A 22,580-nucleotide genomic window follows, 5' to 3' on the forward strand; every position below is an offset into this window, starting at 1 on the left:
TTCGGACAATGCCGGGTAAGAATCTCCTGTACAAAATGCAGTGAAACGCTCAGGCTAACGGCACGTTTTTTTCAGTCTGACGTGGCAGGAGAGAAATGACGGTACGGGTAGCAATAAATGGTTTTGGCCGGATTGGACGCAACGTTCTGCGCGCGTTATATGAAACGGGCCGGCGGGCGGAGATTACGGTGGTGGCGATCAACGAGCTGGCGGAAGCTACCGGGATGGCGCACCTGCTGAAATATGACACCAGCCATGGCCGTTTTGCTTTTGATGTACGGCAGGAGCGCGATGTGATGTGGGTGGGGGGCGATACCCTGCGCATTCTGCACCGTGCAGAGATTGCCGATCTGCCGTGGCGTGAACTCGATGTTGATGTGGTACTGGACTGCACCGGCGTTTACGGTTCGCGCGCGGATGGCGAAGCGCATCTTCAGGCGGGTGCCAAAAAAGTGCTGTTCTCTCATCCCGGCGGAAACGATCTCGACGCGACCGTGGTGTATGGCGTTAATCAGCAGGATCTGAGTGCCAGCGATCGCATCGTCTCCAATGCCTCCTGTACCACCAACTGCATTATACCGGTGATTAAACTGCTGGATGATGCGTTTGGCATCGAATCCGGCACCGTCACCACGATTCACTCGGCGATGCACGATCAGCAGGTGATCGACGCTTATCACAGCGATCTGCGCCGCACCCGAGCAGCCAGCCAGTCGATCATTCCGGTCGACACCCGGCTGGCGGCGGGCATCACCCGCATTTTTCCAAAATTCAACGATCGCTTTGAGGCGATAGCGGTTCGCGTCCCGACGATCAACGTGACGGCTATTGATCTCAGCGTTTCTGTTCGTCAGGCAGTGAAGGCATGCGAGGTTAACACCCTGTTGCAAAGCGCGGCAGAGGGGGCATTTCGTGGTATAGTTGACTATACGGAATTACCGTTAGTCTCAGTAGATTTTAACCATGATCCGCACAGCGCCATTGTGGACGGAACGCAAACGCGGGTCAGCGGTCAACACCTTATCAAGACCCTGGTCTGGTGTGACAACGAATGGGGCTTTGCTAACCGAATGCTCGACACGACGTTAGCCATGGCCGCAAGCGGTTTCAGGTAAGACGCGGTTTGCGTCTGGCAAAACTTATGAGAATCAACGAGAGGGTTCACCATGTCTGTAATTAAGATGACCGATCTGGATCTGGCTGGCAAACGCGTGCTGATCCGTGCCGATCTCAACGTACCGGTTAAAGAAGGTAAAGTGACGTCTGATGCACGTATCCGTGCTTCTCTGCCCACCATTGAAGCGGCGTTGAAACAGGGCGCGAAAGTAATGGTTACCTCTCACCTGGGTCGTCCGACCGAAGGTGAATACAACGAAGAGTTCTCGCTGCTGCCGGTCGTGAACTACCTGAAAGAGAAGCTGAGCGGCACCAATGTGACCCTGGCAAAAGATTACCTCGACGGCGTGGAAGTGGGCGCTGGCGAACTGGTGGTGCTGGAAAACGTTCGCTTTAACAAAGGCGAGAAGAAAGACGACGAAGCGCTGTCTAAAAAATATGCTGCCCTGTGCGACGTCTTCGTGATGGATGCGTTTGGTACTGCACACCGCGCGCAGGCCTCTACTCACGGCGTCGGCAAATTTGCGCCTGTTGCCTGTGCCGGTCCGCTGCTCTCCGCTGAACTGGAAGCGCTGGGCAAGGTGATGACCAACCCTGAGCGTCCGCTGGTCGCTGTCGTGGGCGGTTCTAAAGTTTCAACCAAATTTGATGTGCTGCAGTCGCTGGTGAAAATCGCGGACACCGTGATTGTCGGCGGCGGCATCGCCAACACCTTCGTGGCTATCGACAATAAAGTCGGTAAATCCCTGTATGAGCCAGACTTCGTTGAAGCAGCGAAAGGCCTGCGCGATCAGCACGGTATTCCGGTGCCGACTGACTCACGTGTCGGCACGGAATTCTCCGAAACTGCACCAGCGACCGTGAAAAAGGTTTCGGAAGTGGCGGATAACGAAGAGATTATGGACTTCGGTGACGAAACCGCACAGGCGATGGCTGCCATCCTGAAGGATGCGAAAACCATCCTGTGGAACGGCCCGGTGGGCGTATTCGAGTTCCCTAACTTCCGTAAAGGCACTGAAATCGTGGCGAACGCTATTGCAGACAGTGAGGCGTTCTCTGTGGCTGGCGGGGGCGACACCTTAGCGGCGATCGACCTGTTCGGTATCGAAGACAAAATTTCCTACATCTCTACCGGTGGCGGCGCGTTCCTTGAGTTCGTGGAAGGCAAGAAACTGCCTGCCGTCGCCATGCTGGAAGAGCGTGCGAAGCAGTAAACCTTTGGGGGTGATGCCCTGCGGCATCGCCTGAAGTCTTGCCCGTCTGGGCGTTTAAATCGACGTTCCTTAAGGGGAACAACGGTCACGAAACAGGACACAATCATGTCTAAAATTTTTGATTTCGTAAAACCCGGCGTTGTCACTGGTGATGACGTACAGAAGATCTTCAAAGTTGCGAAAGAGAACAAATTCGCACTGCCAGCCGTAAACTGCGTCGGCACCGACTCTATCAATGCCGCACTGGAAGCTGCTGCGAAAGTTAAAGCACCAATCATCATTCAGTTCTCTAACGGTGGTGCGGCTTTCATCGCGGGTAAAGGTTTCAAGACTGATAAACCACAGGGCGCCGCTATTTTCGGTGCAATCTCGGGTGCTCACCATGTTCACCTGATGGCTGAGCAGTATGGCGTGCCGGTAATTCTGCACACTGACCACTGTGCCAAGAAACTGCTGCCGTGGATCGACGGTCTGCTGGACGCGGGTGAAGAGTACTACCAGAAAAACGGTAAACCGCTGTTCTCTTCTCACATGATCGACCTGTCAGAAGAGTCTCTGGAAGAGAACATCGAAATCAGCAGCAAATACCTGGCGCGCATGGCGAAACTCGACATGACCCTGGAGATTGAACTGGGCTGCACCGGCGGTGAAGAAGATGGCGTTGATAACAGCCACATGGACGCATCTGCACTCTACACCCAGCCAGAAGATGTGAACTACGCGTACGAAAAACTGCATGCGATCAGCCCGCGCTTCACCATTGCGGCATCATTCGGTAACGTTCACGGCGTGTACAAGCCAGGCAACGTGAAACTGACCCCGACCATTCTGCGTGATTCGCAGAAGTTTGTGTGTGAAAAACATGGCCTGCCGCACAACGCGCTGGACTTCGTTTTCCACGGCGGTTCAGGTTCTTCAGCAGCAGAGATCGAAGAGTCTATCAGCTACGGCGTGATCAAGATGAACATCGATACCGATACCCAGTGGGCAACCTGGGACGGCATTCTGCAGTACTACAAAAAGAACGAAGGCTATCTGCAGTCGCAGCTGGGTAACCCGGAAGGCGACGACAAGCCAAACAAAAAATACTACGACCCACGCGTCTGGCTGCGTTCTGCCCAGGCATCTATGGTGGTCCGTCTGGAGCAGGCTTTCAAAGAGCTTAACGCTGTCGACGTACTGTAACACTCTGGTAGTTACCGTATAAAAAAGGCCCGAAAGGGCCTTTTTTTTGTCTTTTTTTCAGCAGAGTTATGTCAGAGGTCATGCAGGTTTGGCACACCGGCATTTATTGTTTACCCTTTTGTCAGGGATTGTCAGAGCGGTTCTGACAATGTGGTCTCATTCCCTTTGGGATTTAATTACAGGATGGTTACATGCAGGATACGGGCATGATCGATGAAATCAACAACGCGGGAAACTGGATTATACGAAATCAGGAACTCCTGATTAGCTATGCGGTAAACATCGTCGCCGCGATTGCGATTATCGTGGTAGGGCTGATGATTGCGCGCATCATCGCCAATGCGGTCAATCGTCTGCTGCGCGCGCGTCACATTGATACCACGGTCGCTGACTTCCTGTCTGCGCTGGTACGCTATGGCATTATCGCGTTCACGCTTATCGCCGCACTGGGGCGTATCGGCGTCCAGACCACCTCGGTCATTGCTATTCTGGGTGCAGCCGGTCTGGCTGTAGGCCTGGCATTAAAAGATTCCCTGTCAAACCTCGCGGCGGGTGTGCTGCTGGTGATTTTCCGCCACTTCCGGGCCGGTGAGTTTGTCGATCTGGGCGGCATCATGGGTACGGTCATGAATGTACAGATCTTCTCAACGACCCTCAAATCGGCTGACGGCAAGCTGGTGGTGGTGCCTAACGGTAAAATCATCACCGGTAACATCGTTAACTTCTCGCGCGAGCCGATACGCCGCAATGAATTTATCATTGGCGTCTCTTACGATGCGGATGTTGATCAGGTGCTGACGCTGCTGCGCGAAGTGGTTGATGCTGATAGCCGTGTTCTGCAGGAGAAAGGCGTACAGGTCGGTCTGAATGAGCTGGCGGCCTCCTCAATGAACTTTGTGGTGCGCTGCTGGAGCAACAGCGGAGACCTGCAGGATGTTTACTGGGATCTGCTGAAGAACTTTAAGCGTGCGCTGGATGGAAAAGGGATTGGCATTCCTTATCCACAGATGGATGTGCATCTGCACCGTGTTAAAAAGCCGGAGACCGCCGCGCCAGAGACAATCGCGCCACAGGCCCAGCCGGAGTAATCGTTTTATGGGCGACCCCGGTCGCCCATTCATTTTGCTAATCGCAGATTAATTCTTTCAATTTCCGCTAATCATCGCCCCCTCTTATACTGCTTCACATCTGACGATGTGAGGACATAATTCTGTGATATCTCTCTACTTTCAGGGGTTTGCCCTGGGTGCCGCACTGATTCTGCCGCTGGGTCCGCAGAACGCCTTTGTCATGAATCAGGGGGTAAAGCGGCAGTACCACCTGATGACAGCGGCGCTCTGCTCGCTGAGCGATATTCTGCTGATTTGCGGCGGTATTTTCGGCGGAAGTGCACTCCTCAGTCACTCTCCGCTGCTGCTGGGGGCAATCACCTGGGCGGGCGTGGCCTTTCTGCTCTGGTACGGCTGGGGCGCGCTGCGTCACGCCTTTCGCGGCGATGTCGATCTGGCAGAGGGGACGTCGCGCAGGCAGAGCAGGGGACGCATCGTGGCGACGCTGCTGGCGGTGACCTGGCTCAACCCGCACGTCTATCTTGATACCTTTGTGGTGCTGGGCAGCCTTGGCGGTCAGTTGCCAACCACCGCGGCGCGTCAGTGGTTCGCGCTGGGAACCATCAGCGCCTCTGTCCTGTGGTTTTTTGGCCTGGCCCTGCTGGCCGCGTGGCTCTCACCGCGTCTGCGCACCGCGACGGCACAGCGGATCATTAACCTGCTGGTCGGCGCAGTGATGTGGTTTATTGCCCTGCAACTGGCGCGCCAGGGTATCGCCGCTTTCTGAACAGAACGCGAACAGGCTACGGTTATTGCCGCACCGCTGGCGAACTTTTGCCATAATGACCACTCAAAGCATGGCGCATACCGATGCGCTGCTGGGCTTCGCCGGTTAGAAGCCGTCATAGTGACCTTTTCAAGGAGGACTTTCATGAAACTGAAAGCATTGGCTCTGGCCGCAATCATGAGCGCCGGAGCACTGCCTGGCGTACACGCTGATGAGTTACCAAATGGGCCGCACGTGGTGACCTCAGGCAAGGCAACAGTCGATGCCCGTCCCGATATCGCCACGCTCTCTATCGTGGTGAATGTCTCATCCAAAGATGCCGCCGATGCGAAAAAGCAGGCGGACAGCCGGGTTGCACAATATTTCGATTTTCTGCAGAAAAACGGCATTGAGAAGAAAGATATTGATGCGGCTAACCTGAGTACCCAGCCAGAGTACGATTACACCAAAGAGGGCAAATCCGTCCTGAAAGGCTATCGCGCGGTGCGTCAGGTTCAGGTCACTCTGCGTCAGCTGGACAAGCTTAACGATCTGCTGGATGGCGCACTGAAATCGGGTCTGAACGAGGTGCGCAGCGTCGAGTTAGGCGTGGCAAACCCGGAGAGCTACAAAGAGCAGGCACGTAAAGCGGCGATTAAGAATGCGACTCAGCAGGCCTCACAGCTGGCTGAAGGCTTTAACGCGAAGCTGGGCCCGATCTACAGCATCCGCTATCAGGTCGCTAACTATCAGCCGATGCCGATGAACCGCATGTATAAAGCGGCGGCAGCAGCCGATACCTCAGCCCAGGAAACCTACGATCAGCAGAGCATTAACTTTGACGATCAGGTCGATGTGGTGTTTGAACTCAAGCCCAACGCGGCACAGTAATGAAAAACGGGGCAAACGCCCCGTTTTTACTGGTCAGGCGGCGACGTCGTCCTGACGCAGCACCCGATGCCCATGCGCTATCAGCGCATCGGTGACCCGACGCATCAGACGGCTCTCCGGCGCAAAACGATGCCAGTAGAGCATCCGGCGCTGATACAGGCCAGGCGTCAAATCGATTAACTCCCCGCTTGCCAGCTCGCGCTCAATCTGCAGATGCGGAATCATACAGCAGGTTGACCCCTGTCGCGCCATCTGCACAAAGGCTTCCGATGAGTTGACGATGTGGCAGGGCACGCTCCCGGGTGAGAGGTCGAAATTCTGCTGCAGAAAAGCCTGATGCATATCATCAAGATGGTCGAACGCGACAGCAGGCGCCTTCAGCAGGGCAGAGCGGGTCACCCCGTTGGGGAAGAAGCGATCGGCAAAGTCGCGCGACGCCACAAACAGATAGTCGAGCGCGCCGAGCTGGTCCACCAGGCAACTGGGCAGCGGCTGCGGCTGAATACTGACCGCGCCCACCACCTCACCGCGACGCAGACGCTCCTGGGTGCGGGTTTCATCTTCCACCTGCAGATTCAGGCGCACGGGCGAGTCGGCCAGCACATCTTTCAGGGCGGGCAGCAGCCAGGTCGCCAGACTGTCGGCGTTGACCGCCAGCGACAGCAGCAGCGGCGTGGTTCCACTGTTCTCATCACCCAGCCACTCCTCTTCCAGCAGCTCGACCTGATGCAGTAACGCCAGCAGTTTCTGGCCCTGTTCGGTCGGACGCGGCGGCACGGTGCGCACCAGCAGCGGCTGGCCAAACAGGTTTTCCAGCTGCTTGATACGCTGAGACACCGCCGACTGGGTGATGCAGAGTTTCTGTGCGGCTCGCTCAAATCCGCGTTCGCGGATCACTGAATCCAGCGCCTGAAGCGTTCGATAATCCGGGCGTTTCATTATTCTTCTCTCTCCTTCAGGGTGGACGTCACTATGCCACAAAAGTGCCGCCTGTGATGGCTCAACTGTTTTTTGTGGGCTGGCTTCCAAAGCGTTAAATCCACGTCGCTCAGCCGAGCATTTTCAGCCAGCCTTGTTTTATACTACGCGCACTTCGTTGTCGCACAGGTTTTAAACATACCATGACCCAGGATGAACTGAAAAAAGCCGTTGGCTGGGCTGCACTTGAGTACGTGCAGCCGGGGACGGTTGTTGGCGTAGGCACCGGATCCACCGCTGCCCACTTTATCGATGCGCTTGCCACAGTCAGGCATCAGATCGAAGGTGCCGTCTCCAGCTCGGATGCCTCGACCCTGAAACTGAAAAGCCTGGGCATTCCGGTGTTTGACCTGAACGAGGTCGATCTGCTGTCGGTTTACGTCGATGGTGCGGATGAGATCAACCCGCAGATGCAGATGATCAAGGGCGGTGGCGCGGCGCTGACGCGTGAAAAGATCGTGGCCGCGGTGGCGCAGACCTTTATCTGTATCGCCGACGCCTCTAAAGAGGTCGATGTGCTGGGCCGCTTCCCGCTGCCGATCGAGGTGATCCCGATGGCGCGCAGTTACGTTGCGCGTGAGCTGGTTAAAATGGGCGGCCTGCCGGAGTATCGCCAGAATGTCATTACCGATAACGGCAACATCATTCTCGATGTGCATAATCTGACTATTCTCGATCCGATTGCGCTGGAAAAGAGCATCAACGCTTTGCCTGGCGTGGTCACCGTGGGCCTGTTTGCCGCACGCGGCGCCGATATTGCGCTGATTGGCGGTCCGGATGGCGTGAAAACCATCAAAAAATGATCTGTCCGGCGTCGATACGGCGCCGCTTATTTCTGCCTGCAAATCATCTTTTCTCGCCCGGGTGAAATTTGGTGACTTATGTCACATAACCGTTATCCGCAACGGTTTCATTCTCTCTTCAACCCTGAACCCGTGATTTTGTCTGGCATTGTGGTGCTGCCAGCCGTTGCCGTGCTGGCTCCCGGGCAATCGTTTGTATTGCCCGACGCGATTTTTTTGATATTTTGACAGAAGGCTGGCTTATGGTACTCCTCATTGAATGCTGAATAGGATCGGGAAATGGCAAAGGTATCACTGGATAAAGATAAGATTAAGTTCCTGCTGGTGGAGGGTGTGCATCAGAGCGCGCTGGACAACCTGCGGGCTGCAGGCTACACCAACATCGAATTTCACAAGGGCGCGCTGGACGCTGACGCATTAAAAGCCTCCATCCGTGATGCGCACTTCATTGGTATCCGTTCCCGCTCCCAGCTCACTGAAGAGATTTTTGCGGCAGCTGAAAAGCTGGTCGCTGTCGGCTGTTTCTGTATCGGAACCAACCAGGTTGACCTGCAGGCCGCCGCCAGCCGCGGGATTCCGGTCTTCAATGCGCCGTTCTCCAATACCCGCTCGGTCGCTGAACTGGTGATTGGTGAGATGCTGCTGATGCTGCGTGGTATCCCGGAAGCGAACGCCAAAGCGCACCGTGGTATCTGGAACAAGAATGCCAAAGGCTCATTCGAAGCGCGTGGGAAAAAACTCGGCATCATCGGTTACGGCCATATCGGGATGCAGCTGGGCGTGCTGGCAGAGAGCCTGGGCATGCACGTTTTCTTCTACGACATTGAAAACAAGCTGCCGCTGGGTAATGCCACTCAGGTTCGCCATCTGGCGGAACTGCTCAACATGAGCGACGTTGTGAGCCTGCACGTACCGGAAACCGTGTCGACACAGGATATGATCGGGGCGGAGCAGCTGGCGCAGATGAAGCCTGGCGCGCTGCTGATTAACGCCTCTCGCGGCACGGTTGTGGATATCCCGGCGCTGTGCGAGGCACTGGCCAGCAAGCATGTTGGAGGCGCGGCCATCGACGTCTTCCCGGTCGAGCCAGCCACCAACAGCGATCCCTTTATCTCTCCGCTGAGTGAGTTCGACAACGTGATCCTGACGCCGCACATTGGCGGTTCGACAGAAGAAGCGCAGGAGAACATCGGTATTGAAGTTGCGGGCAAGCTGGCGAAATACTCCGATAACGGCTCCACCCTGTCGGCGGTCAACTTCCCGGAAGTCTCACTGCCGATCCACGGCATCAGCGCCAGCCGTCTGCTGCACATCCACGAGAACCGTCCGGGCGTGCTGACGGCGATCAACCAGATTTTCGCCGAGCAGGGCATTAACATCGCCGCTCAGTATCTGCAGACGTCGCCATTTATGGGATATGTGGTCATCGATATCGATGCTGAGCCGGAAGTGGCTGAGAAAGCTCTGCAGCTGATGAAGGCTATTCCGGGGACTATCCGCGCGCGTTTACTTTACTAAGCGCTATCCGCCTGGAGAGGCGCTGAGTCGCGTCTCTTCAGGTTTCATTGCAGCCAGGTGCGCCCGGACAGGGGATTAAGCCATCTGAAAAGTCCGTAACACTACTTCCTCTACTCCCACTGCCACAGCTTTGACGGCGTCATTACGGCCGGCAAAGGCACATCCCATTCTGCCACCGGCAGGCTGTCAACCTGCTGACAATCGTGGGCCAGACCCACGGGCAAAAAGCCGTGATGCCGCCAGTTCTGCAGTGTGCGATCGTAGAAGCCTCCGCCCATCCCCAGACGCTGACCGGCGTGGTCAAACGCCACCAGCGGCACCATCATCAGATCCAGCTGATCCAGGGTGATCAACTGCCGGATATCCAGCGGCGGTTCGGGAATACGCAGCTTATTGGTCTGCAAGGGGGTATCGGGCGAATAGCGCAGAAACAGTAAATTACCGGGAGAGAAGGGGTGTAAAACCGGCAGGCAGACCGTTTTTTTCAGATGCCACAACCGGGCAATCAGCGGACGGGTATTGAGCTCCCCATCCACCGACAGAAACAGGGCAATATTTTGTGCGGCAGTGAGCGGGGCGTAGTTCAGGGCCAGCTCCGCAAGCTGTTCGGCCGCCTGGGCCTGCTGCTCGTCCGTCAGCGCCCGGCGCAGATGACGCACCTGCTGGCGAATTTCCTGACGCTGTAACATGGAAGATGCAGAGATGGAAGGTTCAGACATGATTTCCCCGCCGGATAAGTCGCTGTTCAGCGACTATAACATGTCGGTCGGGGGAAAAAAGCAGGAGTGCTGAAAGGGAGATCTCCGAGATGCCGCCGTAGGCTGTAACCCTTGAACCCTTGGTTCAAGGTGAACATGCCGTCGTAACCATCAGGCTTCTCGGACGGACCGAGCATGCACACAGGTTACAGAGCGTCACATTCTGTTTTTTCGAAATATCGGCTCAGGGGACTGGCCCACTTGCAAACATCTCAGAGAAAATTTACCTCACCGTTACTGTAGCACAGCAACCATGAAGTTTTATTCGAACTTCGCATCCTGGCGGTCGGTTATGCGACCCTGCTCAACTAACGCCTGCTCAATCGTCTGCTGCAGCATACGGATACGCTGTTCCATATTAGCAGCATAATCGCGCGTTTTCACTTTCTCTTGCGCCAGCTCATGGCAGACGTTTAACGCGGCGATGAACACCAGTTGCTCTGTATTTGTGACTCTAGTGCGAACTTTTAAATCTTGCAACCGCTGATTGAGATCGTCAGCCGCACTATTGAGCGCATCTTGCTGCTCTGGCGGACAATTCACTCTTAACGAACGACCAAAAATTTGTAAATCTACCGGTTGTGCAGACATGCCACCTTCCTGACTGATTACTTCGCTCGCAACTCCCTTAGCAGTCAATGGCTTGGGAGGCGGGCAACTATATAGACCCACGAAATAAGATACAACCCCTTTTCTGGAAACCTTGAGGCAGCTAGTGGTAGCATAACACGAACTTATTCTGCCAACGACGATGAAAACTTATGTCCTTACAGAACGCAACCCCCGATTACAACGCGCTTGCGGCGGTGCTCTCACAGCAGGGTGTTGGAATGACGCCCGCAGAAATGCACGGCCTGCTGAGTGGGATCCTCTGCGGCGGTAACCAGGACACCAGCTGGAAGACGCTGGTCCACGATCTGGCTAACGAAGGCATGGCGTTTTCTCACTCTCTCGTAGTGCCACTGACAGAACTGCACGCGCACACGGCGACCACGCTGGAAGATGAAGGCTTTCTGTTTCAGCTGCTGCTGCCCGCTGATGATGACATCACCGTCTTTGACCGTGCCGATGCGCTGGCGGGCTGGGTGAACCATTTTCTGCTCGGCCTGGGCGTAACACAGCCTAAACTGGATAAGGTCACCGGTGAAACCGGCGAAGCCATTGATGACCTGCGCACCATCGCTCAGCTCGGTTATGAAGAGGATGAAGACCAGGAGGAGCTGGAGCAGTCGCTGGAAGAGGTGATTGAGTATGTGCGCGTGGCAGCCCTGCTGTGTCATGACACCTTTACCCGCCCACAGCCCACTGCGCCAGAAGTGCAAAAGCCGACGCTGCATTAAGTCAGGCGTTTCAGGTCAACGAGTTTAACCGGTCAGTTTACAGGGAGTGCAGAGATGATTTCACTGGAACGATTCCTGCAGCGCCGTCAGGCGCTGTTAGCGAAGATGGCGCCAGGCAGCGCCGCGTTAATTTTTGCTGCGCCTGAAGTGACGCGCAGTAATGACACCGAGTATCCGTTTCGTCAGAGCAGCGATTTCAGCTATTTCACCGGTTTTAACGAGCCACAGGCGCTGCTGGTCCTCATCAAAAGCGATGAGAATCACAACCACAGCGTGCTGTTTAACCGCGTGCGTGATCTCACGGCAGAGATCTGGTCTGGCCGTCGGCTGGGTCAGGAGGCGGCTCCTGCGAAACTGGGCGTGGATCGCGCCTTGCCCTGGGACGACATTGGCGAACAGCTGCACCTGCTGCTCAACGGCCTGGATGTGATCTACCACGCACAGGGTGACTACAGCCATGCCGATGCCCTGGTATTCAGCGCCCTGGAAAAACTGCGTCGTGGGTTCCGCCAGAACCTCAGCGCGCCTGCCACCCTGACCGACTGGCGTCCCTGGGTGCATGAGATGCGCCTGTTCAAGGATGCGGATGAAATCGAGCTGATGCGTCGCGCCGGGAAGATCAGTGCCCTGGCCCATACGCGTGCCATGCTGGCCTGCCAGCCAGGCATGTTTGAGTATCAGCTGGAGGGAGAGATTCATCACGAATTTGCCCGTCATGGCGCGCGCTTCCCGGCCTACAACACCATTGTCGGTGCCGGAGAAAACGGCTGCATTCTGCACTACACCGAAAATGAAAGTGAAATGCGCGACGGCGATCTGGTGCTGATCGATGCCGGCTGCGAGTTCCACGGCTATGCCGGGGATATCACCCGCACCTTCCCGGTTAACGGCAAATTCAGCCCGGCGCAGCGCGCGATTTATGACATCGTTCTGGCTTCACTGAACCGGGCGCTGGAGATGTTCCGGCCTGGCATCAGCATTCGCGAAGTCAACGATGAAGTCGTACGCATTATGATCACCGGCCTGGTTGAGCTGGGCATTCTCGACGGTGACGTCGATACGCTGATTGCCGAAGAGGCGCATCGTCAGTTCTACATGCATGGTCTGGGCCACTGGCTGGGGCTGGATGTTCACGATGTTGGCCACTACGGCACGCCGAGCCGCGACCGGATACTGGAACCGGGCATGGTGTTAACGGTTGAACCGGGCCTCTACATCGCACCGGATGCGGATGTCCCTGTGGCGTATCGCGGCATCGGTATCCGTATCGAAGATGACATCGTGATCACCGAAGAGGGCATTGAAAATCTCACCGACAGCGTCGTGAAAGAGGCCGATGAGATTGAGGCGCTGATGGCGGCGGCTAAACAGGCATGACGATTCTGATTGCCGGTGGCGGCATGACCGGGGCGACGCTGGCGCTGGCGATCTCCCATCTCACTCAGGGCAAACTGCCGGTGACGCTGATCGAGCGCAGCGAGCCTGCCAGCCGGGCGCACCCCGGCTTTGATGGCCGGGCGATTGCGCTCTCAGCCGGCACCTGCCAGCAGCTGGCGGCGATTAACCTCTGGCAGCGCATCGCCAGCTGTGCCACGCCGATTACTGATATCCATGTCTCCGACCGCGGCCACGCAGGCTTTGTCTCGATGGCGGCGGCTGACTATGAGATTCCGGCGCTGGGGCAGGTTGTCGAGCTGTTTGACGTCGGTCAGCGGCTGTTTGCTGAACTGAAAAAAGCGCCGGGCGTGACGTTGCGCTGTCCGGCTCGTGTGACCCAGGCAACCCGCAGTGATGAGCAGGTTGAGGTGACGCTGGACAACGGCGAGCAACTCAGCGGAAAAGTGCTGGTGGCGGCAGATGGCACACGCTCTGCACTGGCGGCATCCTGTGGCATCCAGTGGCAGACTGAGGCGTATCAGCAGCTGGCGGTTATCGCCAACGTCTCCACCGCGCTGCCTCATCAGGGCCGGGCATTTGAACGTTTCACCGAGCATGGCCCGCTGGCGCTGTTGCCGATGTCCGGGAACCGTCTGTCGCTGGTCTGGTGCCATCCGGCGTCGCAGCGCGAAAAAATAGTGCAGTGGAGTGATGCTGAATTCCTCAGCGAGTTGCAGCGCGCCTTTGGCTGGCGGCTGGGGAGATTCACCCACACCGGTCAGCGCGAATGCTACCCGCTGGCGCTGCACCAGGCGGTGCAGACGGTAACGCATCGCGTGGCGGTGGTGGGCAATGCGGCACAGACGCTGCATCCGATTGCCGGGCAGGGCTTTAACCTGGGCCTGCGCGACGTGATGTCGCTGGCGGAAACGCTGGCCGCTGCCCATCGGCAACAGCAGGACCCCGGCAGCTATGCGGTCCTGAATCACTATCAGCAACGCCGGCAGTCGGACCGTGCCGCCACCATTGGCATCACAGACGGGCTGGTTCGCGTCTTTGCCAATCGTTACGCCCCGCTGGTAGCAGGACGTAACCTGGGCCTGCTGGCGATGGACCATCTGCCGTGGCTACGAAATCAACTGGCTGAGCGCACGCTTGGCTGGGTTAAGCGTTAATAAAGAGGCTCAGATGCAAACTTTTGATGTGGTGATTGCCGGTGGCGGAATGGTGGGGCTGGCTGTCGCCTGCGGCTTGCAGGGCAGTGGACTGCGCATCGCCGTACTGGAAAAATCGCCGGAGCCGCCCCTGGCGCTGAGCGCGTCACCCTCCGTCCGTGTTTCGGCAATTAATGCCGCCAGTGAGCGTCTGCTGCAGAAGCTGGATGTCTGGTCAACCATCCTTTCCCTGCGCGCCAGCCCCTATCACGGTATGGAAGTGTGGGAGAAGGACAGTTTTGGAGCCATCGCGTTTGATGATGAGCAGCAGGGCCTGTCGCATCTTGGCCATATCATCGAGAATCCGGTGATCCAGAGCGCGCTCTGGCAACGCGCCAGCACCTGCAGTGACGTCACGCTGATGGCGCCTTCGCAGTTGCAGCAGGTGGCATTTGGTGACAACGAAGCCTTTATCACGCTGCAGGATGGCAGCATGCTAAGCGCGCGCTTAATGATTGCTGCTGATGGCGCAAACTCCTGGCTGCGCAACAAAGCGGATATTCCACTGACCTTCTGGGATTACGACCACCATGCGTTGGTGGCTAACGTTCGCACCGAACAACCTCACGACGCGGTGGCGCGTCAGGTGTTCCACGGCGACGGCATACTGGCGTTCCTGCCGATGCAGGACCCACACCTCAGCTCTATCGTCTGGTCGCTGTCGCCTCAGGAAGCCAGCCGCCTGGAAACCATGCCGGACGCGCTGTTCAACCAGCAGCTCTCCGTGGCGTTTGATATGCGCCTCGGCCTCTGCCAGCTGGAAAGCGAGCGCAAAACGTTTCCGCTGGTGGCACGCTACGCCCGCAACTTCGCGGCGCACCGTCTGGCGCTGGTCGGGGATGCGGCTCACACCATCCATCCGCTGGCAGGACAGGGGGTTAACCTGGGCTTCATGGACGCCGCAGAGCTGATCGGTGAGATCCGGCGTCTCCATCAGCAGGGCAAAGATATCGGTCAGCACCTCTATCTGCGCCGCTATGAGCGCAGCCGTAAACACAGCGCCGCCATGATGCTGGCTGGCATGCAGGGCTTCCGCGAAATGTTTGCAGGCAACAACCCGGCGAAAAAACTGCTGCGTGATGTCGGTCTGAAGCTGGCGGACCGTTTACCGGGCGTCAAACCGATGATGCTGAAACAGGCGATGGGCCTGACCGATTTGCCCGCCTGGCTTCGCTGAATCTGCCGCTCTGCTAAGCCAGCTTCTGCTGGCTTTTTTTATCTCTCAAACCCCTCTGCACCACAAAAAGGCAACGCTGCACCAGCAGGGTTCCTCGTTTGATTTATTCTAATTTTGCGTGAGATTTCGCATTACTTTTTTTTATCCGGAAGCGCGCGGAAGGCGGGATCTTTTTAACAACCTGGACGTCGTGCCGCATAAATTTGCTGCGTATATTTAAATAGCCTGCATTTATTGCGCGATTAATCACAAAAATGCAGTTTATTATCCTGTCGCTTCCGATTCCTGGTTAGTCTGTGCCTCTGCTTTCGACCCCGATTTGCTTATGGTTAATCGCCAGATTCGGTGGTAACGTCAGCCTCAGGAGAACGTTTGCGTCGGCACAGTATGACGACGCGCTTTTGTACTCATTCGCTTCTGCACAGGATGGTTATGACTCAGCAAACACCTCTGTTTGAACAGCATCAGGCCTGCGGTGCCCGCATGGTGGACTTTCATGGCTGGATGATGCCTTTGCACTACGGCTCCCAGATGGATGAACATCATATCGTGCGCAGTGACGCCGGCATGTTTGATGTCTCCCACATGACCATTGTCGATCTGACCGGTCCGCGTACCCGCGAGTTTCTGCGCTACCTGCTGGCGAACGATGTCGCAAAACTGACCCAGCCCGGCAAGGCGCTCTACACCGGGATGCTCAATGCCTCGGGTGGCGTCATTGACGATTTAATTGTTTACTTTATGAGCGAGACGTTCTTCCGGCTGGTCGTTAACTCCGCGACCCGTGAGAAAGATCTCGCCTGGATAGCGCAGCACGCGCAGCACTACGGCATTACGCTGACCGAACGCGATGATCTGGCGCTGATTGCCGTGCAGGGTCCGCAGGCACAGCAGAAAGCGCAGACGCTGTTCAGCGAAGAGCAGCGTCAGGCCGTCGCAGGCATGAAGCCCTTTTTCGGCGTGCAGGCGGGCGATCTGTTTATCGCTACAACGGGTTACACCGGTGAAGCGGGATATGAGATTGCGCTGCCCGCAGGCGAGGCGGCGGGGTTCTGGCAGCGCCTGCTGGCTGCAGGGGTGAAACCGGCCGGACTGGGCGCGCGCGACACCCTGCGTCTGGAAGCGGGGATGAACCTCTATGGTCAGGAGATGGATGAAGGTGTCTCACCGCTGGCCGCCAACATGGGCTGGACCGTCTGCTGGGAACCAGCAGACCGCGATTTCATCGGCCGGGAAGCCCTGGAGCTACAGCGTGAACGCGGAACGGAAAAGCTGGTGGGACTGATCATGACGGAAAAAGGGGTGCTGCGTCACGGGCAGCCGGTGCGTTTCACGGATGAGCAGGGCCAGCAGCAGGAGGGGATCATTACCAGCGGTTCTTTCTCACCGACCCTGGGTTGCAGCATCGCCCTGGCGCGCGTCCCCGCTTCCGTCGGCAGCGCCGCCATCGTTGAGATCCGTAACCGCCAGATGCCGGTACAGGTCACCCGTCCCATTTTTGTCCGCGCCGGTAAGCCGGTCGCTCAGTAAATTTTATTCAGGAGAAATGGCCAATGAGCAATGTGCCGAATACGTTGAAATACCGCGACAGCCACGAATGGGTGCGCAAAGAAGAGGATGGCAGCTACACCGTGGGGATTACTGAACATGCGCAGGAGTTACTGGGCGACATGGTGTTTGTCGATCTGCCGGAAGTGGGCGCGACGTTCTCAGCCGGTGAAGAGTGTGCGGTAGCGGAATCCGTTAAAGCGGCTTCAGATATTTATGCACCCCTCAGCGGTGAAATTGTGGCGGTCAACGACGCGCTGACCGACTCACCGGAGCAGGTTAACAGCGAGCCTTATGCCGGCGGCTGGTTATTCAAAATGAAAGCCAGCGACGCGTCCGAACTTGACTCGCTGCTGGATGCGGATGCCTATAAAGCCTCCATCGACGAGTAATCGTCAGGCGGCCTCCTGCAGAGGCCGCTGACTTCTGTTTGATCCCCGGTTCCCCAGCCCGATTCAGGATTTACTGCTAATGACTCAGACTCTCAGCCAGCTTGAACACAACGGTGCCTTCATTGAGCGCCATATCGGTCCTTCACCTGAGCAGCAGGCGCAGATGCTTGACGCGATTGGTGCCCGTTCGCTGGACGCGTTAATCGGCACCATTGTGCCTGCCGACATTCAACTGCCAGGCCCGCCTGCGGTAGGCGAAGCCGCCACTGAACAGCAGGCGCTGGCGGAACTGAAAGCCATCGCCAGCCAGAATCTGCGTTACAAATCCTGGATCGGCATGGGATACAGTGCGGTGATCACCCCGCCGGTGATCCTGCGTAACATGCTGGAGAATCCCGGCTGGTACACCGCTTACACCCCTTATCAGCCTGAGGTGTCGCAGGGCCGTCTGGAAGCACTGCTGAACTTCCAGCAGCTGACGCTGGATCTCACCGGCATGGATATCGCCTCCGCCTCACTGCTGGATGAAGCAACCGCCGCCGCCGAAGCGATGGCAATGGCAAAACGCGTCAGCAAGCTCAAAAACGCGAATAAATTTTTCATTGCCGATGATATTCATCCGCAGACGCTGGATGTGGTGCGAACCCGTGCAGAAACGTTCGGCTTTGAACTGATTATCGACCGTGCAGAGAAAGCGCCTGAGCATGACGATCTGTTTGGCGTGCTGCTGCAACAGGTGGGCACCACCGGTGAAGCGCACGACTACCGCGCACTGATTGCCGCACTCAAAACGCGCAAAGTGGTCGTCAGCGTGGCCGCCGACTTTATGTCGTTAGTCCTGCTGGAAGCGCCAGGTAAGCAGGGCGCGGACATCGTGTTTGGTTCGGCTCAGCGCTTCGGCGTGCCGATGGGTTACGGCGGGCCTCACGCGGCGTTCTTCGCCAGCCGTGATGAGCATAAACGCTCTATGCCGGGCCGCATCATTGGCGTCTCGCGCGATGCCGCAGGCAACACGGCGCTGCGCATGGCGATGCAGACCCGCGAGCAGCATATCCGCCGCGAAAAGGCCAACTCCAACATCTGTACTTCACAGGTGCTGCTGGCCAACATTGCCGGTCTCTACGCGGTGTTCCACGGCCCGGCCGGACTTAAACGTATCGCCTCACGCATTCACCGCTTCACCACGATCCTGGCAGCCGGCCTGCAGCAGGGCGGCCTGACGCTGCGCCATCAGCACTGGTTCGATACGCTGACGGTCGAGGTGGCGGATAAAGCCGCCGTGCTGAACCGCGCCCTGAGCTTTGGCGTTAACCTGCGCAGCGATATTCACAACGCGGTCGGCATCACGCTGGATGAAACCACCTGCCGCGAAGATATTCTGACGCTGTTCGCTATTCTGCTGGGTGACGATCAGCGTCCAAACCTGGACAAACTCGACAGCGAAGTCGCCAGCGAAGGCCACGCTATTCCTGCCGGCCTGCTGCGCCAGAGCGACATTCTGACTCATCCGGTTTTCAACCGTCATCACAGCGAAACTGAGATGATGCGCTACATGCACAGCCTGGAGAAAAAAGATCTGGCGCTGAACCAGGCGATGATCCCGCTCGGCTCCTGCACGATGAAGCTCAATGCCGCGGCGGAGATGATCCCGATCACCTGGCCGGAGTTTGCTGAGCTGCATCCTTTCTGCCCGGCTGAACAGGCCGCCGGTTATCTGCAGATGATCGGTCAGCTTTCACAGTGGCTGGTGCAAATCACCGGCTATGATGCGCTCTGTATGCAGCCCAACTCCGGGGCGCAGGGGGAGTACGCCGGACTGCTGGCGATCCGCCGCTATCATGAAAGTCGCGGCGAGGGGGATCGCCATCTCTGCCTGATCCCCAGCTCGGCCCACGGCACTAACCCGGCCTCTGCTCAGATGGCGGGTATGGATGTGGTGGTGGTGGCCTGTGATAAACAGGGCAACATCGATCTGGGTGACCTGCGCGAAAAAGCCGCTCAGGCAGGTGATAAACTCTCCTGCATCATGGTGACTTATCCCTCTACCCATGGTGTCTATGAAGAGACCATCCGGGAAGTGTGCCAGATTGTTCATCAGTATGGCGGTCAGGTCTACCTGGATGGCGCAAACATGAATGCGCAGGTCGGCATCACCACGCCGGGATATATCGGCGCGGATGTGTCGCATCTCAATCTGCACAAAACCTTCTGCATCCCGCACGGCGGTGGCGGTCCGGGTATGGGACCGATTGGCGTCAAGGCGCATCTGGCCCCGTTTGTGCCGGGTCACAGCGTGGTGCAGATCGACGGTGTGCTGACGCAGCAGGGCGCGGTCTCCGCTGCACCGTTTGGCAGCGCCTCCATCCTGCCTATCAGCTGGATGTACATTCGTATGATGGGAGCCGAGGGGCTGAAACAGGCCAGCTCGGTCGCTATCCTGAATGCTAACTACATCGCCAGCCGCCTGCAGTCCGCCTATCCGGTGCTCTATACCGGCCGCGACGGCCGCGTGGCGCACGAATGTATTCTCGACATTCGTCCGCTGAAAGAGCAGACCGGCATCAGCGAGCTGGATATTGCCAAGCGCCTGATCGATTACGGCTTCCACGCACCGACCATGTCCTTCCCGGTCGCGGGCACCCTGATGGTGGAGCCAACCGAGTCGGAGAGTAAAATCGAACTGGATCGCTTTATTGATGCGATGCTGGCGATCCGCATCGAGATTGACCGGGTGGCGGCCGGTGAATGGCCGCTGGACGACAACCCGCTGGTGAATGCACCGCACACCCAGCTGGAAATTGTCGGTGAGTGGTCTCACCCTTACAGCCGTGAACTGGCGGTCTTCCCGGCGGGCAGCCACAACAAGTACTGGCCGACGGTGAAGCGTCTTGATGATGTCTTTGGCGACCGCAATCTGTTCTGCTCCTGCGTGCCGATCAGCGACTATCAGTAAATCGCGGCAGCAGAATCTCATCCCCAGGGGCCGGTTTCCGGCCCTTTTTTATGGAGAAACAGTATGAAACTGGCACTGGTTACGGGAGGCAGCCGCGGCATCGGCCGGGCAACGTCGCGGCTGCTGGCCGCTCGCGGTTATCGGGTCGCGGTGAACTATCGCCAGCGCGAGGCAGAAGCGCAGGAGGTGGTCAGCCAAATCCGGCAGCAGGGCGGGGAAGCCTTTGCGATTCAGGCTGATATCGCGGATGAAGAGGCGGTGAAGGCGATGTTTGCGCAGCTCGATCAGCAGGCGGAACCGCTGGCGCTGCTGGTGAACAACGCCGGTATTCTGTTTCAGCAGTGCCGCACCGAACAGCTGGATGCGGCGCGTCTGCAAAAGGTGTTTGCTACCAATGTTATCGGCACCTTTTTCTGCTGCCGGGAGGCGGTTAAGCGGATGGGTACCCATCATGGCGGCCAGGGCGGAGCGATCGTGAACGTTTCATCGGCGGCGTCCCGCACCGGTGCACCGGGCGAATATGTCGATTACGCCGCCTCAAAAGGGGCGATGGATACCCTGACCAGAGGATTGTCGCTGGAAGTGGCGCAGCAGGGCATCCGGGTAAACGGTGTCCGGCCAGGATTCATCTATACAGAGATGCATGCTGACGGCGGCGAGCCGGGCAGAGTAGACCGGCTTGCCAGTGCGATTCCGATGGGACGTGGCGGAGAAGCGGAGGAGGTTGCGGAAGCGATCGTCTGGCTGGCCAGTGAAGCGGCCTCATACGTGACCGGCAGCATCATTGACGCTGCCGGTGGGCGCTGAGGCGTTTCGCCGCGGCGGCGGCGGAGCGCGTCAGAGGTTTTCGCCGTTGCTGGCGATAACCTGCTGATACCAGCCGAAGCTCTTCTTCTTCGCACGGGAAAAGTCGCCGCTGCCATCATCGTTTTTATTCACATGAATAAAGCCGTAACGCTTGTCGTACTGTCCGGTGGTGAACGAGACGCAGTCCAGGCAGCCCCACGGGGTGTAGCCCATTAACTCGACGCCATCATAGCTGACGGCTTTCTTCATCTCTTCGATGTGCGCGCGCAGATAGTCGATGCGGTAATCATCGTCAATCTTCCCGTCGGCACCCGGCTTATCGATCGCGCCAAAGCCATTTTCCACAATAAACAGCGGCTTCTGATAACGTTCATAAAGGTCGTTCAGGGCATAGCGCAGGCCAACCGGGTCGATCTGCCAGCCCCAGTCGGAGGCTTTCACATGCGGGTTTTTCACTACGCCTTCAAAGCCGGTAATCGGATCGTCAACGCCGCTGGCATCGGTCTTCACGGCGTTGCTCATGTAGTAACTGAAGCCAGCGTAGTCTGCGCAGCCCTGACGCAGCGTTTCGGCATCGTCAGCGTCCATCTGAATGTCATACCCTTTGCGTGCCCACTCTTTCAGGGTATAGGCCGGATAGTATCCGCGCATCTGCACATCACTGAACACGTAGCGCTGATGCATCGCTTCCTGCGCCAGTGCCACATCATCCGGATGGCAGGAGAACGGGTAGACCGGCACCATGGCGATCATGCAGCCAATCTGAAAGTCCGGATTGATGTCGTGTCCGAGTTTCACCACTTTTGCGCTGGCAACAAACTGATGGTGCATCACCTGATACATCGCCTCTTCAGGCTTCTCATGTTCAGTGAAGATCACCCCTGAGCAGCAGTATCCGAACAGCGGATAGCGCCAGTTGCGCTGGTTGTTGATCTCGTTAAAGGTCATCCAGTATTTCACTTTGTTTTTATAGCGCTTCAGCACCACTTCACTGAAGCGCACAAAGAAGTCGACCACTTTACGGTTATGCCAGCCGCCATACTCTTTAACCAGGTGATAAGGCATTTCGAAGTGAGAGAGGGTGATGACGGGTTCAATGCCATACTTCAGCAGTTCATCAAACAGATCGTCATAGAATTGCAGGCCCGCTTCGTTAGGCTGCTGCTCATCCCCGTTCGGGAAGATGCGGGTCCAGGCAATGGAGGTGCGAAAACATCTGAAGCCCATCTCGGCAAACAGCGCGACATCCTCTTTATAGTGAGAGTAGAACTCCACGCCCTGATGGTTCGGATAGAAATGGCCAGGCTGCACGCCATCGGTGATGACCCGATCAATACCATGTGAGCCGCCGGTCAGCACGTCTGCAATGCTGACTCCTTTGCCACCCTGATCCCAGCCGCCTTCAACCTGATGCGCTGCCACCGCGCCACCCCAGAGAAAGTCTTTGGGTAACTGCAATTCTGCACTCATGTTTCACTCCGTTCCGGATAAAGA

At 57.2% G+C, this 22,580-nt stretch carries 20 protein-coding genes and 1 other RNA gene; 16 read left to right on the forward strand and 5 right to left on the reverse strand.

The features are described 5' to 3' along the window. Window positions 1-95 precede the first annotated feature (95 nt). The 6 genes from epd (at window position 96) to HFD97_RS20020 (ending at window position 6,221) form a co-directional block, all read left to right on the forward strand. Window positions 96-1,115, forward strand: a complete 1,020-nt coding sequence (gene epd, locus HFD97_RS19995) for an erythrose-4-phosphate dehydrogenase (RefSeq protein ID WP_009087123.1) — start codon at window positions 96-98, stop codon at window positions 1,113-1,115. Window positions 1,116-1,166: 51 nt separating this feature from the next. Continuing rightward, window positions 1,167-2,330 (forward strand): phosphoglycerate kinase, encoded by a 1,164-nt coding sequence (gene pgk / locus HFD97_RS20000; protein ID WP_009087121.1) that lies wholly within the window; start codon window positions 1,167-1,169, stop codon window positions 2,328-2,330. 105 nt (window positions 2,331-2,435) lie between these two features. Beyond that, the gene (gene fbaA / locus HFD97_RS20005) at window positions 2,436-3,515 is read left to right on the forward strand and encodes a class II fructose-bisphosphate aldolase (protein ID WP_009087119.1); all 1,080 of its coding nucleotides are present in this window, start codon (window positions 2,436-2,438) and stop codon (window positions 3,513-3,515) included. A 191-nt stretch (window positions 3,516-3,706) separates the two neighbouring features. Further along, on the forward strand, window positions 3,707-4,603 hold the full coding sequence (gene mscS / locus HFD97_RS20010; protein ID WP_046102504.1) for a small-conductance mechanosensitive channel MscS: 897 nt from the start codon (window positions 3,707-3,709) through the stop codon (window positions 4,601-4,603). Window positions 4,604-4,727: 124 nt separating this feature from the next. Beyond that, window positions 4,728-5,351, forward strand: coding sequence for an arginine exporter ArgO (gene argO, locus HFD97_RS20015; protein WP_167432443.1), 624 nt, complete (start codon window positions 4,728-4,730; stop codon window positions 5,349-5,351). 144 nt (window positions 5,352-5,495) lie between these two features. Next, entirely contained in the window at window positions 5,496-6,221 is a 726-nt protein-coding gene (locus HFD97_RS20020; protein WP_167432442.1) for an oxidative stress defense protein, read from the forward strand. A 33-nt stretch (window positions 6,222-6,254) separates the two neighbouring features. Here the strand turns inward: HFD97_RS20020 and HFD97_RS20025 are convergent, their stop codons facing one another. Then, entirely contained in the window at window positions 6,255-7,160 is a 906-nt protein-coding gene (locus HFD97_RS20025) for a LysR family transcriptional regulator ArgP (protein ID WP_009087111.1), read from the reverse strand. A 182-nt stretch (window positions 7,161-7,342) separates the two neighbouring features. On the opposite strand from HFD97_RS20025, the gene rpiA reads away from it, so the two are divergent. Continuing rightward, entirely contained in the window at window positions 7,343-8,002 is a 660-nt protein-coding gene (gene rpiA, locus HFD97_RS20030) for a ribose-5-phosphate isomerase RpiA (RefSeq protein WP_167432441.1), read from the forward strand. A 279-nt stretch (window positions 8,003-8,281) separates the two neighbouring features. Then, window positions 8,282-9,520 (forward strand): phosphoglycerate dehydrogenase, encoded by a 1,239-nt coding sequence (gene serA / locus HFD97_RS20035; RefSeq protein WP_009087106.1) that lies wholly within the window; start codon window positions 8,282-8,284, stop codon window positions 9,518-9,520. Between the two features lie 110 nt (window positions 9,521-9,630). On the opposite strand, the gene HFD97_RS20040 is transcribed toward serA, so the two are convergent. The 3 genes from HFD97_RS20040 to zapA all read right to left on the reverse strand — a co-directional run bounded on the left by HFD97_RS20040 (window position 9,631) and on the right by zapA (window position 10,869). Next, on the reverse strand, window positions 9,631-10,224 hold the full coding sequence (locus HFD97_RS20040; protein ID WP_167432452.1) for a 5-formyltetrahydrofolate cyclo-ligase: 594 nt from the start codon (window positions 10,222-10,224) through the stop codon (window positions 9,631-9,633). 92 nt (window positions 10,225-10,316) lie between these two features. Then, window positions 10,317-10,500: non-coding RNA, 6S RNA (ssrS, locus tag HFD97_RS20045), on the reverse strand. Between the two features lie 39 nt (window positions 10,501-10,539). After that, window positions 10,540-10,869 carry a cell division protein ZapA gene (gene zapA / locus HFD97_RS20050; protein WP_009087102.1) on the reverse strand — a complete coding sequence of 110 codons (330 nt, stop codon included), beginning with the start codon at window positions 10,867-10,869 and terminating at the stop codon, window positions 10,540-10,542. Between the two features lie 170 nt (window positions 10,870-11,039). Between zapA and HFD97_RS20055 the strand changes: the two genes are divergently transcribed. From HFD97_RS20055 to HFD97_RS20090, 8 genes are all read left to right on the forward strand, one after another. Continuing rightward, window positions 11,040-11,618, forward strand: a complete 579-nt coding sequence (locus HFD97_RS20055; RefSeq protein WP_167432440.1) for a YecA family protein — start codon at window positions 11,040-11,042, stop codon at window positions 11,616-11,618. A 54-nt stretch (window positions 11,619-11,672) separates the two neighbouring features. Next, window positions 11,673-12,995, forward strand: a complete 1,323-nt coding sequence (gene pepP, locus HFD97_RS20060) for a Xaa-Pro aminopeptidase (RefSeq protein WP_084690459.1) — start codon at window positions 11,673-11,675, stop codon at window positions 12,993-12,995. Continuing rightward, window positions 12,992-14,170 (forward strand): 2-octaprenyl-6-methoxyphenyl hydroxylase, encoded by a 1,179-nt coding sequence (gene ubiH / locus HFD97_RS20065; RefSeq protein ID WP_150030160.1) that lies wholly within the window; start codon window positions 12,992-12,994, stop codon window positions 14,168-14,170. Before pepP ends, ubiH begins: the two co-directional genes overlap by 4 nt. A 13-nt stretch (window positions 14,171-14,183) precedes the next feature. After that, entirely contained in the window at window positions 14,184-15,386 is a 1,203-nt protein-coding gene (ubiI, locus tag HFD97_RS20070; RefSeq protein WP_058958034.1) for an FAD-dependent 2-octaprenylphenol hydroxylase, read from the forward strand. A 432-nt stretch (window positions 15,387-15,818) separates the two neighbouring features. Further along, window positions 15,819-16,916 carry a glycine cleavage system aminomethyltransferase GcvT gene (gene gcvT, locus HFD97_RS20075; RefSeq protein ID WP_167432439.1) on the forward strand — a complete coding sequence of 366 codons (1,098 nt, stop codon included), beginning with the start codon at window positions 15,819-15,821 and terminating at the stop codon, window positions 16,914-16,916. A 23-nt stretch (window positions 16,917-16,939) separates the two neighbouring features. Continuing rightward, window positions 16,940-17,326 carry a glycine cleavage system protein GcvH gene (gene gcvH, locus HFD97_RS20080; RefSeq protein ID WP_111208368.1) on the forward strand — a complete coding sequence of 129 codons (387 nt, stop codon included), beginning with the start codon at window positions 16,940-16,942 and terminating at the stop codon, window positions 17,324-17,326. 79 nt (window positions 17,327-17,405) lie between these two features. Beyond that, window positions 17,406-20,279 carry an aminomethyl-transferring glycine dehydrogenase gene (gene gcvP, locus HFD97_RS20085; RefSeq protein ID WP_167432438.1) on the forward strand — a complete coding sequence of 958 codons (2,874 nt, stop codon included), beginning with the start codon at window positions 17,406-17,408 and terminating at the stop codon, window positions 20,277-20,279. A gap of 63 nt (window positions 20,280-20,342) precedes the next feature. Next, window positions 20,343-21,086, forward strand: coding sequence for an SDR family oxidoreductase (locus tag HFD97_RS20090; protein WP_167432437.1), 744 nt, complete (start codon window positions 20,343-20,345; stop codon window positions 21,084-21,086). A 30-nt stretch (window positions 21,087-21,116) separates the two neighbouring features. Here the strand turns inward: HFD97_RS20090 and HFD97_RS20095 are convergent, their stop codons facing one another. Next, window positions 21,117-22,556 (reverse strand): 6-phospho-beta-glucosidase, encoded by a 1,440-nt coding sequence (locus tag HFD97_RS20095; protein ID WP_167432436.1) that lies wholly within the window; start codon window positions 22,554-22,556, stop codon window positions 21,117-21,119. Window positions 22,557-22,580 lie beyond the last annotated feature (24 nt).

Origin of the sequence: Pantoea sp. EKM103V (assembly GCF_011800365.1) — a bacterium.
Lineage (GTDB): Bacteria > Pseudomonadota > Gammaproteobacteria > Enterobacterales > Enterobacteriaceae > Pantoea > Pantoea anthophila.

Bases quoted from the DNA above. Each gene is read 5' to 3' on its own strand.
- epd (WP_009087123.1), top strand. From the start codon at position 96: ATGACGGTACGGGTAGCAATAAATGGTTTTGGCCGGATTGGACGCAAC.
- pgk (WP_009087121.1), top strand. From the start codon at position 1,167: ATGTCTGTAATTAAGATGACCGATCTGGATCTGGCTGGCAAACGCGTG.
- fbaA (WP_009087119.1), top strand. From the start codon at position 2,436: ATGTCTAAAATTTTTGATTTCGTAAAACCCGGCGTTGTCACTGGTGAT.
- mscS (WP_046102504.1), top strand. From the start codon at position 3,707: ATGCAGGATACGGGCATGATCGATGAAATCAACAACGCGGGAAACTGG.
- HFD97_RS20020 (WP_167432442.1), top strand. From the start codon at position 5,496: ATGAAACTGAAAGCATTGGCTCTGGCCGCAATCATGAGCGCCGGAGCA.
- HFD97_RS20025 (WP_009087111.1), bottom strand. From the start codon at position 7,160: ATGAAACGCCCGGATTATCGAACGCTTCAGGCGCTGGATTCAGTGATC.
- rpiA (WP_167432441.1), top strand. From the start codon at position 7,343: ATGACCCAGGATGAACTGAAAAAAGCCGTTGGCTGGGCTGCACTTGAG.
- serA (WP_009087106.1), top strand. From the start codon at position 8,282: ATGGCAAAGGTATCACTGGATAAAGATAAGATTAAGTTCCTGCTGGTG.
- zapA (WP_009087102.1), bottom strand. From the start codon at position 10,869: ATGTCTGCACAACCGGTAGATTTACAAATTTTTGGTCGTTCGTTAAGA.
- HFD97_RS20055 (WP_167432440.1), top strand. From the start codon at position 11,040: ATGTCCTTACAGAACGCAACCCCCGATTACAACGCGCTTGCGGCGGTG.
- pepP (WP_084690459.1), top strand. From the start codon at position 11,673: ATGATTTCACTGGAACGATTCCTGCAGCGCCGTCAGGCGCTGTTAGCG.
- ubiH (WP_150030160.1), top strand. From the start codon at position 12,992: ATGACGATTCTGATTGCCGGTGGCGGCATGACCGGGGCGACGCTGGCG.
- ubiI (WP_058958034.1), top strand. From the start codon at position 14,184: ATGCAAACTTTTGATGTGGTGATTGCCGGTGGCGGAATGGTGGGGCTG.
- gcvT (WP_167432439.1), top strand. From the start codon at position 15,819: ATGACTCAGCAAACACCTCTGTTTGAACAGCATCAGGCCTGCGGTGCC.
- gcvH (WP_111208368.1), top strand. From the start codon at position 16,940: ATGAGCAATGTGCCGAATACGTTGAAATACCGCGACAGCCACGAATGG.
- gcvP (WP_167432438.1), top strand. From the start codon at position 17,406: ATGACTCAGACTCTCAGCCAGCTTGAACACAACGGTGCCTTCATTGAG.
- HFD97_RS20090 (WP_167432437.1), top strand. From the start codon at position 20,343: ATGAAACTGGCACTGGTTACGGGAGGCAGCCGCGGCATCGGCCGGGCA.
- HFD97_RS20095 (WP_167432436.1), bottom strand. From the start codon at position 22,556: ATGAGTGCAGAATTGCAGTTACCCAAAGACTTTCTCTGGGGTGGCGCG.